The 16,706-nt window shown below is 68.3% G+C and carries 16 protein-coding genes; 6 read left to right on the top strand and 10 right to left on the bottom strand.

Features of this window, described 5'->3' with window-relative positions:
* The first annotated feature begins 65 nt into the window (after positions 1-65).
* Entirely contained in the window at positions 66-551 is a 486-nt protein-coding gene (locus tag WFK98_RS10875; RefSeq protein WP_266338027.1) for a VOC family protein, read from the top strand.
* Positions 552-656: 105 nt separating this feature from the next.
* A complete protein-coding gene (gene acuI, locus WFK98_RS10880; protein ID WP_336800219.1) occupies positions 657-1,643 on the top strand; it encodes an acrylyl-CoA reductase (NADPH) in 987 nt (328 codons plus the stop codon).
* 48 nt (positions 1,644-1,691) lie between these two features.
* Here the strand turns inward: acuI and WFK98_RS10885 are convergent, their stop codons facing one another.
* Positions 1,692-2,585, bottom strand: coding sequence for a LysR family transcriptional regulator (locus WFK98_RS10885; RefSeq protein ID WP_336800220.1), 894 nt, complete (start codon positions 2,583-2,585; stop codon positions 1,692-1,694).
* A gap of 150 nt (positions 2,586-2,735) precedes the next feature.
* Here WFK98_RS10885 and WFK98_RS10890 point away from each other — a divergent pair, with 150 nt between their 5' ends.
* Genes WFK98_RS10890 through WFK98_RS10905 form a run of 4 tightly spaced genes read left to right on the top strand, consistent with a single transcriptional unit; the run spans position 2,736 to position 6,659 of the window.
* Entirely contained in the window at positions 2,736-3,926 is a 1,191-nt protein-coding gene (locus WFK98_RS10890; protein ID WP_336800221.1) for an MFS transporter, read from the top strand.
* Complete coding sequence (locus tag WFK98_RS10895) at positions 3,923-4,393, top strand: cyclophilin-like fold protein (protein ID WP_336800222.1); 471 nt, start codon at positions 3,923-3,925, stop codon at positions 4,391-4,393. Before WFK98_RS10890 ends, WFK98_RS10895 begins: the two co-directional genes overlap by 4 nt.
* 26 nt (positions 4,394-4,419) lie before the next feature.
* A complete protein-coding gene (locus WFK98_RS10900; RefSeq protein WP_336800223.1) occupies positions 4,420-5,436 on the top strand; it encodes a zinc-dependent alcohol dehydrogenase family protein in 1,017 nt (338 codons plus the stop codon).
* Between the two features lie 20 nt (positions 5,437-5,456).
* On the top strand, positions 5,457-6,659 hold the full coding sequence (locus WFK98_RS10905; protein WP_336800224.1) for a (R)-mandelonitrile lyase: 1,203 nt from the start codon (positions 5,457-5,459) through the stop codon (positions 6,657-6,659).
* Between the two features lie 27 nt (positions 6,660-6,686).
* On the opposite strand, the gene WFK98_RS10910 is transcribed toward WFK98_RS10905, so the two are convergent.
* The 9 genes from WFK98_RS10910 to WFK98_RS10950 all read right to left on the bottom strand — a co-directional run bounded on the left by WFK98_RS10910 (position 6,687) and on the right by WFK98_RS10950 (position 16,666).
* Positions 6,687-7,418 (bottom strand): creatininase family protein, encoded by a 732-nt coding sequence (locus WFK98_RS10910; RefSeq protein ID WP_336800225.1) that lies wholly within the window; start codon positions 7,416-7,418, stop codon positions 6,687-6,689.
* A gap of 5 nt (positions 7,419-7,423) precedes the next feature.
* Positions 7,424-8,377, bottom strand: a complete 954-nt coding sequence (locus WFK98_RS10915; RefSeq protein ID WP_336800226.1) for an ABC transporter permease — start codon at positions 8,375-8,377, stop codon at positions 7,424-7,426.
* Positions 8,374-9,444, bottom strand: a complete 1,071-nt coding sequence (locus WFK98_RS10920; protein ID WP_336800227.1) for an ABC transporter permease — start codon at positions 9,442-9,444, stop codon at positions 8,374-8,376. The genes WFK98_RS10915 and WFK98_RS10920 overlap by 4 nt, the downstream gene beginning before the upstream one ends.
* Positions 9,441-11,012, bottom strand: a complete 1,572-nt coding sequence (locus WFK98_RS10925; RefSeq protein WP_336800228.1) for an ABC transporter ATP-binding protein — start codon at positions 11,010-11,012, stop codon at positions 9,441-9,443. Before WFK98_RS10925 ends, WFK98_RS10920 begins: the two co-directional genes overlap by 4 nt.
* Positions 11,013-11,241: 229 nt before the next feature.
* Entirely contained in the window at positions 11,242-12,222 is a 981-nt protein-coding gene (locus WFK98_RS10930; RefSeq protein WP_336800229.1) for a BMP family protein, read from the bottom strand.
* Positions 12,223-12,348: 126 nt separating this feature from the next.
* Positions 12,349-14,226 (bottom strand): adenine deaminase, encoded by a 1,878-nt coding sequence (locus WFK98_RS10935; RefSeq protein ID WP_336800230.1) that lies wholly within the window; start codon positions 14,224-14,226, stop codon positions 12,349-12,351.
* Between the two features lie 119 nt (positions 14,227-14,345).
* A complete protein-coding gene (locus tag WFK98_RS10940; RefSeq protein WP_336800231.1) occupies positions 14,346-14,630 on the bottom strand; it encodes a hypothetical protein in 285 nt (94 codons plus the stop codon).
* 2 nt (positions 14,631-14,632) lie between these two features.
* Positions 14,633-15,865, bottom strand: a complete 1,233-nt coding sequence (gene zigA, locus WFK98_RS10945; protein ID WP_336800232.1) for a zinc metallochaperone GTPase ZigA — start codon at positions 15,863-15,865, stop codon at positions 14,633-14,635.
* A gap of 72 nt (positions 15,866-15,937) precedes the next feature.
* Entirely contained in the window at positions 15,938-16,666 is a 729-nt protein-coding gene (locus WFK98_RS10950) for a DUF4198 domain-containing protein (protein WP_336800233.1), read from the bottom strand.
* Positions 16,667-16,706: the final 40 nt, after the last annotated feature.

The raw sequence follows: 16,706 nt of genomic DNA on the forward strand, positions 1-16,706 counted from the left end.
CCCTGCACAACCCCCAAGCCTAGCTTGACGCAGGGAGATGCGCGTCAAGAAGGGGGAGGCACGGGATGCGAAGCTTCAAGGAAGGCGGCACCATGCAGGTCGCCTATGTCGTCCGCGACCTCGAAGCGGCGATGAAGCGCCATTGGGACACGTTCGGCATCGGCCCGTGGGACATCTACCAGTTCGAGCCCGGTAAGGTTCAGAACTACATCTATCGCGGCAAGCCGGCCACCCACACCTGCCTGATCGCCGTCACCTGGAGCGGCGACACCCAGCTCGAGCTGATGCAGCCGCTGACCGGCTACAGCATCTATGACGAACACCTCGAGAAGCACGGCGAAGGCCTGCACCACATCAAGCTGTTCTATGCCGATTGCGCGAAGGCGGTCGAGAACTTCACCCGCCAGGGCTATCCGGTGATCCAGAGCGGCCGGATCGACGAGGATGAGCACTACTATCTCGATACGGAAAAGGACTTCGGCTACGTGATCGAGCTCGGCAATGCCGGCCGGATCCGAGCCGCCGAACGCGTTTATCCGCCCACGGCCTAGTTCTCCGGGCCAGAGGTCCTGGCGGGTAAAAAGCTAAGGTCCCCTTGCGATCCGATGCGAAAGCCGCCACCTGTCCGTGGCAACAGCCATGCATCGGAGCGAGCAATGACTTTCAACGGCCTCTGGGCAACCAAGACGGACGACGCAATATCGGTCGCCCTCGCCCGCCTCGAAGACGACCAGCTGATGGACGGAGACGTCACCGTCGCAGTCGACTATTCGACCGTCAACTACAAGGACGGCCTCGCGGTCACCGGCAAAGGCGCCATCATCCGCAAGTTCCCGCTGATCCCCGGCATCGATTTTGCCGGCACGGTCGAGAGCTCCCGCAATCCCGGCTTCAAGCCCGGCGACCGCGTCGTGCTGAACGGCTTCGAATTGAGCATGACGCATCATGGCGGCTATGCGCAGCGCGCCCGCGTTCCGGCCGAATGGCTGGTGAAGCTGCCGGATTCGATTTCCGCCAAGGACGCGATGGCGATCGGCACCGCCGGCTACACGGCGATGCTGAGCGTGCTGGGGCTGGAGCATGGCGGCATCACGCCGGATCGCGGCCCGGTGCTGGTGACGGGCGCTTCCGGCGGCGTCGGGTCGATCTCGGTCGCGCTGTTGTCGAAGCTCGGCTACCGCGTCATCGCCTCGACCGGACGCGTCCAGGAGGCGGACTATCTGAAGCGCCTCGGCGCCGCCGAGATCATCGACCGCGCGTCGCTGTCGGAGCCGGGCGCGCCGATCGCCAAGCCGAAATGGGCCGGCGCCATCGACAGCTGCGGCGGCCACACCCTCGCCAACGTGCTGGCCCAGACCGACTATCGCGGCACGGTGACGGCCTGCGGCCTCGCCGACAGCATGGAGCTGCCCGGCTCGATGGCGCCGTTCATCCTGCGCAACATCACGCTGGCCGGCATCGACTCGGTCAACGCGCCGCAATCCGTCCGCAGCGTCGCCTGGACCCGCCTCGCGACCGACCTCGACCTCGGCAAGCTGGAGACGACCGTGCAGGAGATCGGCCTCTCCGAGGTGCCGCAGGTCGCGGCCGCCATCCTCGAAGGCAAGGTGCGCGGCCGCACGCTGGTCGACGTCAACCGCTGACTTCGGCGCGCCGCCCGCATCGCCGCGGCGGCGCGTCCTTCCCTGCCATCACCTAGCGCTATAGCGCAGCGCGTTGACGATGACCTTGAACGCCTCCGAGTTCTGCCGGCTGCTCGGAAAATAGAGGTAGTAGCCGGCGAATGGCGGCGACCAATCGTCGAGGACGATCTGCAGGCGCCCAGCCGCGACATGCTCGTCGACAAGATCCTCCGGCACGTATGCGATGCCGTAACCGGCCAGAGCGGCATCGACCATCGGCAGCGTGGTGTTGAAGCGCAGCTGGCCCTCGACGCGCATGCGCATGTCCCGCCCGTCCTTCTCGAATTCCCAGGCGTAGAAGCCGCCGCCGGACGTCAGCCGCAACATCATGCAATTGTGCGAGACGAGGTCCTGCGGCGTGAGCGGCACGCCGCGCTCGGCGAAATAGCGGGGCGAGCCGATGGCGACCAGCCGCCAGTCGGGGCCGATCCGCACCGCCACCATGTCCTTCTCGACGGTTTCGCCGAGCCGCACGCCGGCATCGAACCCGTCCTCGACGATGTTGCGCAGTCCGTTGTCACGGCTGAACTCGACACGGATGTCGGGATAGTCGAGCAGCAGCGGCCTCAGTTTCGGCCAGATGAGCTTTTCGAGCGCATGGTCCGAAACGGTGATGCGCACGGTGCCCGACGGCCTGTCCCGGTCATCGGTCAGCGCGGCGATGTCGGTTTCGATCGCGGCGATGCGCGGCGCCAGCGATTGTCGCAAGCGCTCGCCGGCTTCCGTTGTGGAGACGCTGCGCGTCGTCCGCGCCAGCAGACGCAGTCCCATCCGCGTCTCGAGGCGCTTGATGGTGTGGCTCAGTGTCGATTGCGTGATCCCGATCTTGGCCGCTGCCCTCGTGAAGCTGCGCTCTTCGGCGACGGCCAGGAACCACAGCAGATCGTTGAAATTGTCGCGCACGGGTTCGCTCCGCTGTTGGTCCGGCCGGCATCAATTTATGGCCTATATCGATAAGTTCAAACGAGGCTTTCCGTCTAATCACAGCAATTGCATCCGACTATGTTGCACGCAATAGCGCCGCCTGCGCGGCGGTTTTCGCGTGGTGGATGGATGACGACGACCTATGACAGCGAACTGATCGAACCTCGGGCGGCCTGGGGCGCGGTATTCTCGATGGCGCTTTGCGTCGCGGTTCTGATCACCTCGGAATTCATGCCGGTGAGCCTGCTGACGCCGATCGCCGGCGGCCTGGGCATCAGCGAAGGCCGCGCCGGCCAGGCGATTTCGGTTTCCGGCATCTTCGCCGTCGTCACCAGCCTGTTCATCGCCGGGCTGGTCCGGCGGATCGACCGGAAGCTCGTCCTGCTCTCCTTTTCAGCCCTGCTGGTCGTCTCCGGCCTGATCGTCACCTTCGCGCCCGGCTATGCCGTGCTGATGGTCGGCCGCGCCCTTCTCGGCATCGCCATCGGCGGCTTCTGGTCGATGTCCACGGCGATCGTCATGCGCCTGGTGCCGGAGGATGCGGTGCCGAAGGGCCTGGCCATGATCAACGCCGGCAACGCCATCGCCGCGACGATCGCGGCGCCGCTCGGCAGCCTCCTCGGCCAACATGTCGGCTGGCGCGGCGCGTTCTTCCTCGTCGTTCCGCTGGCCCTGCTCGCCCTCGTCTGGCAGTGGATCGGCATGCCGGCGCTGCCGCCGGCCGGCGCGAGGCGATCGAGCAACGTGTTCGGATTGCTGCGGCGCCGCCAGGTGGCGCTCGGCATGTCGGCGATCTTCCTGTTCTTCATGGGCCAGTTTTCGCTGTTCACCTATCTGCGGCCGTTCCTCGAGACCGTCACGGGCGTCAGCATTCCGGCGCTCTCGGCGATGCTCCTCCTGATGGGGCTCGCCGGCGTGGCCGGAACCTGGGCCATCGGCCGGCTGCTGGGCGCACGGCTCTACAGCATCGTCATCGCCATTCCGTTCGTGATGGCGCTCGTCGCGACGGCGCTGATCGCCTTCGGTTCCACGCCCGCCGCCGTCGCGATCCTGCTGGTCGGCTGGGGCTTCTTCGGCACCGCCGCGCCGGTCGGCTGGGGCACATGGCTGAGCCGCGCCCTGCGCGACGACGCCGAGGCCGGCGGCGGCCTGCAGGTCGCCGTCATCCAGTTCGCCATCACGCTGGGCGCCGCCCTCGGCGGCCTGCTGTTCGACGCGCTGGGATGGTGGAGCCCGTTCGCGCTTGCCGCCGGGCTGCTGCTCGCCTCCGCCGTCGTCGCCGCAGCCGCCGCGCTCGATACCCGGCAGGCCGCCCGATGAGATCGCCAGCCCCCAACCGTCGAGCCCTGCTGAAGGCCTGCCTGCTCGCGGCCCCGCCCTTGGCGCTTGCCGGAACGACGCCGGGGGCCGCACAAGGCCAAGGATCCCTTGCCATGAAGATACGGATTTCGTTCGGCGATCGGGACCTCGCGGCGACGCTGGAAGACAGCCCGTCCGCGCGCGATTTCGCGACGCTGCTGCCACTCCGCGACCTTTCGATCGACGACTACGCCAACAACGAAAAGATCAGCTACCTGCCGCGCAGGCTGACGGAGGATGGCAGCGGTCCGTTCGGCGACGAGCGACCCGGCGACCTCTGCTACTACGCGCCCTGGGGCAATCTCGCCTTCTTCTACGCCGGCTATCGCTGGTCGCGCGGGCTGATCCGGCTCGGCCGCATCGACGGCGGCTTCGAGCCGTTGCGGACACGCGGAAAATTCCCCCTCCGCATCGAACCCCTTTCCTGATCCCCATCCTGCCAGAGGAGCTTTCCATGCTCGGAACCGTTCTCCACGCCCCCGGCGACATCCGCTGCGAAGAGGTCGAGGATCCGCAGATCCTCCATCCCACCGACGCCATCATCAAGCTGTCGGCCAGTTGCATCTGCGGCTCGGATCTGTGGCCCTATCGCGGGCTGCAGCCGATGAACCAGCCCATGCATATGGGCCACGAATATTGCGGCGTCGTGGTCGAGGTCGGCAGCGCCGTCCGCACCGTGAAGCCGGGGCAGTTCGTCGTCGGCTCCTTCTGCCTTTCCGACAACACCTGCCCGCATTGCCGCTTCGGCTTCCAGTCGTCCTGCGAGCAGCGCGAATTCATGAGCCGAGCCCAGGCCCCCTATGCGCGGGTGCCGCTCGCCGACGGCACGCTGGTCGCCACGCCGGAAATGCCCGCCGATGACCTGATCCCGAGCCTGCTCGCGGCATCCGACGTTCTCGGCACGGGCTGGTACGCCGCCGACGCGGCGCGCGTGCAGCCGGGATCGACGGCCGTGGTCGTGGGCGACGGTGCGGTCGGCCTGATGGGCGTGCTCGCCGCCAAGCAGATGGGCGCCGACCGCATCATCGCCATGAGCCGGCACAAGACGCGGCAGGACCTGGCGCTGGAATTCGGCGCCACCGACATCGTCTCCGAACGTGGCGATGCCGGCGTGGCGCGGGTCAAGGAACTGACCGGCAATGTCGGCGCGGAATCGGTGCTCGAATGCGTCGGCACGCAGGAATCGATGACCCAGGCCATGAACTGCGCCCGGCCCGGCGGCAATATCGGCTTCGTCGGCGTGCCGCACGGCGTCCAGCTCGACGGCCAGGGCCTGTTCTTCGCCCAGAAGAGCCTGCTCGGCGGCCCCGCGCCGGTGCGGCGTTTCCTGCCGCACCTGATGGATCTGGTGCTGAAGCGGGAGATCAATCCCGGCAGGGTCTTCGACCTGACCGTGCCGCTCGAGGACGTCGCCGAGGGCTATCGCGCCATGGATGAGCGTCGCGCCATCAAGACGCTGCTCAGCGTCTAGTCCGAGACCGAGGTTCCGCCATGAAGAACATCGCAGCATCCATCGCCATCTCGACCCTGGCCGCAACCGGGGTCGAGGCCAGGGAGGATAGCATGACCCGCATCGCACCCGCCGCCGTCTACGAGGTCGCCCCCGGCCTCGGCCAGTTCACCGACGAGGTCCTTTTCGGCGAAGTCTGGAAGCGCGGCGAACTGGCGCCGCGCGACCGCAGCCTGGTCACCGTCGCGGCGCTGGTCTCGACCGGCCGGACGGCGCAGATCGGCGCCCATGTCGGCCGGGCGCTCGACAACGGCGTCCAGCCGGGCGAGATCGGCGAGCTCATTACCCATCTCGCCTTCTATTCCGGCTGGCCCAACGCGATGTCGGCCGTCGCCGAGACGAAGAAGGTCTTCGACGAGCGCAAGATCGGCCCCGTCGCCGACAGCGACGCCGCCCGCATCGAACTGGAGGCCGCCGCCGAAGCGGCGCGCACCGCCACCGTCGACGCCAATGTCGCCCCGACCGCGCCGATCCTGGCCGAGCTCACCAACCGCGTGCTGTTCGGCGATCTCTGGCGGCGGCCCGACCTGTCGGCGCGCGATCGCAGCCTCGTCACCATGGCGGCGCTCATCGCCATCGGGCAGCCCGAGCAGCTTCCCTTCCACGCCAATCGCGCCATGGACAACGGCCTGACGCGCGCCGAGGCCGCCGAAGTGCCGGCCCATCTCGGCTTCTATGCCGGCTGGCCACGCGCCATGTCGGCGGTGCCGGTGCTGCAGAAGGTGTTTGCCGCCCGCGAGGAGAAGGCCGCCGAGCCGCCCGCAGCCGAGCTACAGATCGTCCGCGCCGATCCGAATGGCGGCGATGCCGGGCCGGAGGCCTATTTCAGCGGCCAGGTCCGCGTCGCCACGCGCTACCAGGGCAATGCGCCGGCGCGGATCAGCGGCGCGACTGTTTCCTTCGCCGCCGGCGCCCGCACCGCCTGGCACACCCATCCGCTCGGGCAGACGCTCTATATCGTCTCCGGCAAGGGCTGGGTTCAGAAGGAAGGCGGACCGATCGAAGAGGTCCTTCCCGGCGACGTCGTCTGGATCCCGCCGCAGCTGCGCCACTGGCACGGGGCGAGCGCCACCGAGCCGATGGTGCATTTCGCGATGGCCGAGGCGCAGGACGGCAATGTCGTGACCTGGCTGGAAAAGGTCACCGAGGCGGAATACCGCGCGGGCCCGGTCGCCGCGCGATAGGGCCGTGACGGCGGGAGATCGCGGTCCCTAGCCGAGCCTGGCCAGGAACAGCCGGATCAGGCGGACGCTCTCTTCGGCGATGCCGGAGATGAGCGTCTCGCCCTTTTCCGCCGTCGACGGGCGCGGGTCGCCGAACACGCCGGACTTGTTGAACGTATCGAGGCCCATCGGCTCCAGCCCGAAGGTTTCGGGGAATACAGGATACTCCGCCGCCGCCTTGTCCATGCGCACGAGCTGCGGCTCCAGCGCCAGCACCATCGAGGTCTCGACCTCGTCGGCGTGGTAGAAGGTCGGCGCCGCCGGCTCGCTGTCGCAGATCTTCGAGGCGATCGCCTCCATGCCGGGATAGTCGAGATACATGACCGGGAAGCCGGCCTCGACCTTGAGCGCCTGCGCGGCTTGCGTGATCGCGACGCGGTTGCCGAAATGGCCGTTGACGATGATCAGCGCCTTCACACCCATCCGCTTCAGGCCATGGCCGATATCGAGGAAGATCGCTCGCATCGTATCGGACGACAGCGACAGCGTGCCGGCGAAGCCCTCATTGTTCCAGGCGTCGCCATAGGCGATCGGCGGCAGCAGCAGGCCGTCGATCTCGGCGGCGATCCGCCTTGCGACCCCCTGCGACATGATCGTGTCGGTCGAGAGCGGCAGGTGCGCGCCATGCTGCTCCAGCGCGCCGACCGCCAGCACGGCAACCGCGCCCTTTCCGAGCGCTTCCTTCACTTCCGGCGAAGTGGCGGCATGAAGATCGAGCATGGCAATCAGTCTCCGGAGCGGCCGCGCCGGAACGGCACGCCGAGCGCGGCGGGTGCGCCGCCGCGTCCGACGAAGCCCGCCAGCACGATGATGGTGAGGACATAGGGCAGCATCAGCATGAACTGGAACGGCACGCCGGTCGGCAGCAGCTGCGCGCGCAATTGCAGCGCATCGGCCGCGCCGAAGAGGAGCGCCGCCAGCAGCACGCCGACGGGATGGCGGCGGCCGAGGATCAGGATCGCCAGCGCGATATAGCCGCGTCCCGCCGTCATGTTGTCGATGAAGATGCCGGTCGCCGAAAGCGACAGGAAGGCGCCGCCGAGCCCGGCGAGCGCGCCCGAGATGGCGACGGCGAGATAGCGGATCCGGTAGACGTCGAGGCCGAGCGTCTCGGCCGCTTCCGGATGTTCACCGACGGCGCGGATGTTGAGGCCGAGCCGGGTCTTCGCCATCACCACCCAGGCGACGACGACGAGGCCGAGCGCGATATAGGCCAGCAGATCCTGCCGGAACAGCAGCGGCCCGACGAGCGGGATATCGGCGAGTGCGCCGAGATCGAGCGGCGGGAAGGCGTCGATGCGCGGGCTCTGCGTGCCGGAGCCGAAGATCAGCCGGTAGAAGAAGGCCGTGACACCGACCGCAAGCAGGTTCATCGCGATGCCGACGACGACCTGATTGGCGCCGAGCGTGATCGTGTAGAAGCCGAGGATCAGGCCGAAGACGATGCCGGCAAGGATCGCCGCCACGACGCCGATGGCGAGGCTGCCGGACAGGAAGGCCGCGACGAAGCCGACGAAGGCCCCGATCAGCATCGCGCCCTCGAGGCCGATGTTGAGCACGCCGGAGCGCTCGGAGAACATCCCGCCCAGCGCCGCCAGCAGGATCGGGATGGCGAGCCGCATCGAGGCGGCGAGGAAACCGGCGAGCACCGGATCGGTGAGGAAAGCGAGCGCGTTCATCGAGCGCCTCCCTTCGCGAACCGCGCGCGCAGCATGGCGAGCGCCGGGCGGGCGAGCAGGAACAGCACGACAAGGCCCTGGATCACGGTGGTGAGCGTGCCCGGCACGCCGGCCGCCGATTCCATCGTCGTGGCGCCAATCTGCAGCGCCGCGAACAGGAAGGCGGCGGCGAGCACGCCGAACGGGTTGGTCTGGCCGAGCAGCGCGATGATGATCGCCGTGTAGCCGAAGCCGGGCGACAGGTTTTCGATCATCCGCCGCTGCACGCCGGAAACCTCGGCGAAGCCGGCAAGACCCGCCAACGCGCCGCAGATCAAGAAGCCGAACAGGATCGTGCCGCGCACGTTCATCCCGGCATTCAGCGCCGCGCGCGGATTGAGCCCGACGACGCGCAGCCGGAACCCGTTGGTGCGCTTCCAGAGGAAGAGATGGGCGAGGATGACGGCGATGACGACGATCAGGATGCCGGCATGCAGGCGGGTGCGGGAGAGGAGCACCGGCAGGCGCGCATCGGCGGTCAGCCGCGCCGTCTGCGCCAGCGCCGCGTTCGGATCGCGCAGCGGCCCGTGCAGCAGGAAGCCGACGAGATGGATCGCGACATAGTTGAGCATGATCGTGGTGATCAGCTCGTCGGCGCGAAACCGCAGCTTGAGCCAGGCGGCGAGGCCGGACCAGAGCGCACCGGCCAGCATGGCGGCAAGCGCCATCGCCGGCAGCAGCAGGTAGCTCGGAAGCCCAGCCCCAGCGACACCCATCGCGGCCGCCGCCGTGCCGCCGAGGAAGAGCTGGCCCTCGGCGCCGACATTGAACACGCCGGCGCGAAAGGCGAGCGCGATGCCGAGGCCGCAGAGCGAAAGCGGCACGGTGCGCAGCAGCGTCTCGGCCAGTCCGTTGCGGCTGCCGAGCGCCGCCTCGAAAAGCGCCGAATAGGCGGTCAACGGATTGACGCCGACGGCGGCGATCAGCGCCGCGCCGACGACGAAGGCGGCGAGAACCGCGAAGACGCTGCCGGCGAGCGCCGGCGGTAGCCTGAACCTCGAGGCGGGCATCGGTTCGACCGCGCTCATGCCGTTCGTCCCGCCATCATCAAGCCCAGCTTCTCCACGGTCACGTCGGCGCGGGCGAGTTCGCCCATGATCGCGCCCTTGAACATCACGACGATGCGGTCCGACAACGCCAGGATCTCGTCGAGCTCCGTCGAGATCAGCAGCACGCCGGCGCCGGCGGCGCGGCGCGCCAGCAATTGCCGGTGCACGAAGGCGGTGGCGCCGACATCGAGCCCGCGCACCGGCTGCACCGCGACGACGAGGTTCGGCGCGCGCGACAGCGCCCGGCCGAGCACCACCTTCTGCTGGTTGCCGCCCGAGAGCGTGCCGACCTTCTGGCTCGCGCCGGTCGCCCGCACGTCGAAGGCGGCCATGATGCGGCGCGCATTGTCGGCGATGGCGCGACGATCGAGCCAGCCGCGCTTCGAGAGCGGCGGCTCGCCCGCCTGCTCCAGGATGAGATTGTCCTCGATCGACATCGGCCCCACGATCGCCGTGCGGTGCCGGTCCTCCGGGATATGCGCCAGGCCGAGCGCGATGCGGCGCGCCACGGAGGCCGCCGTCACGTCCTCGCCCATCAGCCGGATCGCGCCGGCCTCGACGCGGCTTAAGCCGACGATCGCCTCCGCCAGTTCCTGCTGGCCATTGCCGTCGACGCCGGCGACGCCGACGATCTCGCCCGGCCGCACGGCGAGGCTGGCGCCATCGACCCGCACCGCGCCGCGGACATCGCGACAGACGAGGCTTTCGACCGCGAGGATCGGCGTCGCCGCCGCCCGCGCCGGCCTGCCCATGGCATCGGGCTCGGTGCCGGCCGCTTCCAGCGAGGGAACGTCCTCCAGCTTCGGCAGCTCGATCTCGGCGCCGACCATCATGCGCGCGAGGCCGCGCGCGTCGGTGTCGCCCGTCTTCGCCGTCGCGACCACCCGCCCCTGCCGCAGCACGGTGACGCCGGAGGTGAGCGCCATCACCTCGTTCAGCTTGTGGCTGATGAAGAGGATCGCGGTGCCCTCGGCCGCCAGCGAGCGCAGGATGCGGAACAAGCCTTCCGTCTCCTGCGGCGTCAGCACGGCGGTCGGCTCGTCGAGGATCAGGATGCGGGCGCCGCGATAGAGCGCCTTCAGGATCTCGACGCGCTGCTGGCCGGCGATCGAGAGATCGGCGACGCGCGCATTCGGATCGACATCGAGGCCATAGGTCGTGGCGAGGTCGCGGATCTTCGCCGCCGCGGTCTTCAGGTCCGGAAAGACGCGGCCGGTCGAGGCGAGGCCGAGGCAGACATTCTCCGCCACCGTCAACGTCGGCACGAGCATGAAGTGCTGGTGCACCATGCCGATGACGAGCCGCATCGCTTCATGCGCCGAGCCGAGCGGCTCCAGCCTGCCATCAATGCGGATCTCGCCCGCCGCCGGCACGAGCAGGCCGGCAAGCGCCCGCATCAGCGTCGACTTGCCGGCGCCGTTCTCGCCGAGCAGCGCGTGGATCTCGCCCCGGTCGACCACCAGGTTGACGTCGTCATTGGCGACGAGCGGCCCGAACACGACGCGGATGCCGCGCATGTCGAGGAGTGGCGTGGAGGATGGTGGCAATTCGGTCCTCTCACCGTCTGGTGGGACGGGAAGCGTAGAAAGGTCTTCGTGGGGGAGGCAGAAAAGTCGGCCCCACAAAACTCCGGCATCCCTGCAAAGGCAGGGATCCATGCAGCCGGACCGTCGCCGCCTTAGGCGCGGTCAGCGACGGCTTAGTGGATCCCGGGTCAAGCCCAGGATGACGGCAAGTGCGTGGTGGCGGCCGGACGTAAGCCCGGCCGCCCGAAGATTACTCGGCGTTCGAGGTGTCGAGCGGCACGGTGAAGGCGCCGGACTTGATCGCGTCGAACTTCGCCTGGACGGCCTTCAGGACCTCCGGCGGGACATTGGCGTCGAGGCCGTGGAAGTCGGCGAGCTTCACCGAGCCCTCGGCGATGCCATAGGCCCAGTTCTCGCTCTTCCAGCTCTTGTCCTCGACCGCCTTGCCGACGGCGGTGACGAGCGGGCCGAGATCCCAGAGCACGCTGGTCAGCACGACCTTCGGACCGAGGTGGTTCTGGTCGGTCATGGCGCCGAGCGCCAGCACGTTCTTGGCAAGCGCCGCGTCGATGACGCCGACGCCCTGGGCGGAGAGCACGTCGGCGCCCTGCTCGACCTGGGCGATGGCGGCTTCCTTGGCCTTCGGCGGGTCGAACCACGAGCCGATGAAGGTGTGCAGCACCTTGGCGTCCGGCACCATCTCCTTCGCGCCGGCTTCATAGGCGTGCAGGTTGGCGAGCATGTTCGGCGCCGGCATGCCGCCGACCCAGCCGATCGTCTTCGACTTCGACGCGCCCGCGCCGAGCATGCCGGCGAGATAGGCGCCCTGGTAATCCGGGTTGGAATAGGTGCCGAGATTGGGCGCCAGTTCCTTGGCCGTGCCGGCCATGAAGACGGTGTCCGGGAAATCCTCGGCGACGTTCAGCGCCGCGTCGCCGAACGAGAAGGAATGGGCGAAGACGAGGCCATAGCCGCGCGAGGCATAGTCGCGCAGGATACGCTCGGCGTCGGCGTCGGTGACGTTCTCGGAATAGGCGACTTCGGCGCCGAGCGCCTTGGCGGCGGCCTGCAGGCCGTTATAGCCGACCGAATTCCAGTCATTGTCGCTGATCGGACCCGGCAGGATCATGGCGATCTTCAGGCCGTCCGCCTCGGCCACGGACATGCCGCCGATGGCGATCGGCAGCGCAACCGCCGCGACGCGAATTCCCTGCTTCAGTCTCTCAAACATGTCGTTCCTCTTTCCCTGCTGCGGGCCAGGCGCCCATTCGGCCGAATGCTCTAATCCAAGCACAAATTTTAGCCAGCCTAAATCGCAGGCTTTAACAGCCTCAAATCGTGCCGCCTGCCGGCATGGTTACCAGACGACCGGATGGGTCGCGCCGGTCGCCACGTTGACGAAGCCTTCCGGCGCCAGCGGCGACGGCGCCACCAGCACCCAGCGCCAGGGCGCGCAGGTGAGCGTGGCGAAGGAGAGCCGCTCCGGGAAGCCCGGCCACCAGCGCGGCGAGAAGGTCGGCTCGTACATCCAGTCGATCTTCGCCCCCTCGACATAGAGCGCCTGCATCTCGGCATCGAGCACCTCGGCCGGCCGCGCCGTCATCAGCCCGCCGACCTCGTAGAGGACGCGCGCCACGACCTTGCCGCCGGAGACCAGCACCCAGCCGCCCTGCTGCGCCGCCAGTTCGTTGGCGACCATCGCCATCGCCTCGTCCGAGGAGCCGACGACCCAGATGTTGTGCTTGTCATGGCCGAGCGTCGCACCGAGCGCCGTATCCGGCGTGCGCGGCCCCGTGCCGAGCCAGAACATCTTCGACACCTTCGCCTCGCCGGAGAAGCGGTCGACGATGGCGAACTTGGTGACGTTGCGCTCGAAGTCGCGCTGCACCGCGCCGTCCTCGACCGGAAGCTCCATGGTGATGAAGTCGTCATGCCAGTGGAACGGCCGCAGCAGCGCCGCCTGGGCGGTGGCGCCCTCTCCCGGCGCCGGAATGCGGAAATCCGCCGCCGTGACGGTGCGGTCGATCTTCACCGTCCGCGTCGCCCATTCCGGCCAGTCGATTTTTGGTAGCTCGCCGACGAAGCTGGAGCCTTCCGAGGCCGGCCGGCCATCGGCCCAGACCTTGGCAATCTTGAGCGAGGCGACATCTTCCAGCAGCACGATGTCGGCGAAACGGCCCGGTGCGATCGAGCCGACCCAGGGCGTCAGCCGCATGTGGCGGGCCGGATTGATGGTGACGCACTGGATGGCGATCTCCGGCGCGAGGCCATTCTCGATCGCGAGCCGCATGTTGTAGTCGGTCGCGCCCAGCTTCAGCGTATCGGTGGCGCTGCGGTCGTCGGTGACGAAGGCGATCTGCGACCAGTCGGAAAGGCCCTTGGCGATCAGGCCCTTGATGATGTCAGGCAGCGAATGCGGGCGCAGCTCGACGAACAGGCCGTGCGTCAGCTTCTCCCAGACCTCCTCCAGGAACCAGCCCTCATGGTCCGACGCCATGCCGGCGGCGGCGAAGGCGTTGATCGACGAAAGGTCGCGCAGGCCGGCGGCATGGCCCTCGACAACGCCGCGCTTCTCGAAGGTGGCGCGGATCATGCCCCAGAGCCGGTCATAGGACGGGTTTTCCGGGTTCCAGACCGAAGGCCAGTCCATCACCTCGTCGAGACCCGCCACCATCAGGCTCTCGCTCAGGAACTGCTTCTGCTCGTCATAGCCGAAATAGCCGCCGCCCCACTCATAAGCGGTCGGCGGCACGGCCGAGCCCGGCAGCGGGAAGATCTTCATCGGCGAGCCGCGCCGGCGCGCCTCCAGCCAGAATTCGAGATTGTTGGCGCCGTTGACGTTGGAAAATTCGTGGCTCGCCTCGCAGACCCAGGTGATGCCGTGCGGCATCACCAGCGCCGCCTCGTATTCCGGCGTCAGGTGCGAGCTCTCGATGTGCTTGTGCGCCTCGCCGAAGCCCGGCACGGCGGCAAGATCCGGCTCATGCGCGCGTGTCGCCGCCTCGCCGGTCCAGGAACCCGCCGGGCCGACATAGGCGATGCGGCGTCCCTTGATGACGATCTCCTGGTCGACTGCCCAGGTGCGCGAATGCACGTCGAGCAGCCGGCCGACGCGCAGCACGCGGTCGGCCGGGCGCTTGCCGAGCGCCACCAGCGTCAGGTCCTGGCGGATCGCGATCTCATCGGTGGCGTCGATCAGGAGATCGGCGGGAAGCGGCGCGGCGGGGGAAACCATGGGGGAGCCTGTCGAACGTCATTGCGAAGCCGGCAGAGGTAGAAGCGTGGCACCGCGCTGTAAAGCGCTTCGGCGCGCCAAGCTGCCGATTTCTTGGGCGCCGCCGCCGCAAAGGGGTTCTAGGGCACCCCCTCCCTGCTAGCCCAAACCTGCGCCAGATCGTCTTCGCTCAGATCGTCCATGGCACTGTGCAGGGCGAGCTTGAAGGGCGGCGCCTCGGCGGGGACGACGAGGATCACCGTCTCGCGCGGTGGGCAGTCGGGCCGCGAGCAGGCGAGCTCGTGCACCAGCACCCGCGTCGCCGCGTCGAGGCCGAGAGCCGCGCGGGTCCAGTCCTTGATCCGGGCCGCGGCCTCGGCGCGCCGGGCGGCATCGCGCGGCGCGAACGGGTTGAACAGGCGCAAGATCAGGCGACCCGCTGGCGCCGCCAGGACGGAAACGGATCCGGCAGGCTGTCGAAGGCGCCGAAATCGAAGCGGGCCGGATTGGACGGGCCGACCAGGCATTCGTCGAGCGCGGCCCGGATCGCCGCCTCGTCGAGCCCGATGCCGATGAAGACCAGCTCCTGCCGGCGGTCGCCCCAGACCGGCGCCCAGTTGCGGCGAAGCATCGACGTCCAGTCGGGATCATCCGGCCAGCGCTCCTTCGGCACCGCCGCCCACCAGAAGCCCATCGGCCCGGTGCGGCAGAGCGCGCCGGCAAGGCTCATGTCGCCGACCCATTCCGGCCGCGTCGCCAGCCAGAACAGCCCCTTCGCGCGGACGAGCCCCGGCCAGGTCTTGTCGAGAAACGCCTGAAATCGGGCCGGATGAAACGGCCGCCTCGCCCGGTAGACGAAGCTCGACACGCCATATTCCTCGGTTTCCGGCACATGGTCGCGAAAGCCGTTCAGCTCCTTGAACCAGAGCGGATGCTCCTCGGCCTTGTCATAGTCGAACAGGCCGGTGCCGAGCACCGCGTTGATGGCGACGCGGCCGAACGAGGCGAAGACGATACGCGCGTCGGGATTGAGCGCCTTGACCACGGCGGCGACCCGGTCGCGCTCGAAGTCCAGCACATCCTCGGCCTTGTTGATGACGACGACGTCGGCGAACTCGATCTGGTCGACGAGCAGATCGACCAGCGTCCGCTCGTCGCCCTCGCCGGCCGTCTCGCCGCGATCGCGCAGGAAGTCGTGGCTGGAGTAGTCGCGCAGCAGGTTCACCGCATCGACCACCGTCACCATGGTGTCGAGCCGGGCGACGTCGGCGAGCGAAAGGCCGGCCTCGTCGCGAAAATCGAAGGTGGCGGCGATCGGCAGCGGCTCGGCGATGCCGGTGCCCTCGATCAGCAGATAGTCGAACCGCCCTTCCGCCGCCAGCCGGCGCACCTCGGCCAGAAGGTCGTCGCGCAATGTGCAGCAGATGCAGCCGTTCGACATCTCCACCAGCCGCTCGTCGGTGCGCGACAGGTTGGCGCCGCCGTCGCGCACCAGCGCCGCGTCGATGTTCACCTCGCTCATGTCGTTGACGATGACGGCGACGCGCAGGCCGTCGCGGTTGTTCAGGATGTGGTTCAGCAGCGTGGTCTTGCCGGCGCCGAGAAAGCCGGAAAGCACGGTGACAGGCAGGCGGGCATCGTCGGGACGGGACGCGGGCATAGGCGGATCCATGGTGAGGAAGGAGGTCGGGAAAGGACCGGCCGGGGACGGACGCCTCCGGCCGGGAAGGCATCAGTCTTCGTGGTGGCCGTTGACGAAGGAGAGCGTGGCGAAATGGTTCGCCGTATCGGCCTTGCTCGCATCGGCGAACGGCACCGCATGCGAGACGGCGATGACGTTCAGCCCGTCATTGCGGATCAGCACCTCGGCGACGCCGTCGGCATCCGTCTTGCCGAGCTTCGCTTCCGACGCGTTGACATAGTCGGGCGTGATGGCGACGCCCTCGACCGGCTTGCCGTCATAGAGCACCCGCACCTTGAACAGGTCGCCGGCGGCGAGCTCGGTCGGGTTTGAAAGCGGCACGATCTGCAGGGGCTGCGCCGGCAGCGCGGGCACGGCGTCGCCATGCAGATGGCGGATGGTGACATTGTGCTTCCAGTTGTCGCCCGCCTCCGTCGCGCCTGGCACCTCGTCCTTCGGCCTGGCGACCCACTTGCCGTCCGCGCCCTTCGAATAGAAGCCGTTCGCAAAATCGACGAGCAGGATCGCAGCACCATCCGCCGCCTCGACCACGGCGCGGCGGTCGCCGGCGACTGCCTTGGCCTCGACGGCCTTGCCCGTCTTGTCGATGGCGCGGACGGTTTTCACCCTGGCCGGGTCATAGGCGCCGTCCTCGGCGCCGTGGCCATAGACGATGCCGGTCTCGCCCCAGCGTTCCGCCGTCCAGACGCCATGCGCCGAGGCGGTGAGCGAGCCGAGCAGCAGGGCGGCGGAGGCGAGGAGAAGGCGTTGGGTCCGCATCGGGATACTCCGTATATGTTATGTTATAACATAACACTCA

Origin of the sequence: Kaistia sp. MMO-174, from assembly GCF_037147815.1 — a bacterium.
Classification (GTDB): domain Bacteria; phylum Pseudomonadota; class Alphaproteobacteria; order Rhizobiales; family Kaistiaceae; genus Kaistia; species Kaistia nematophila.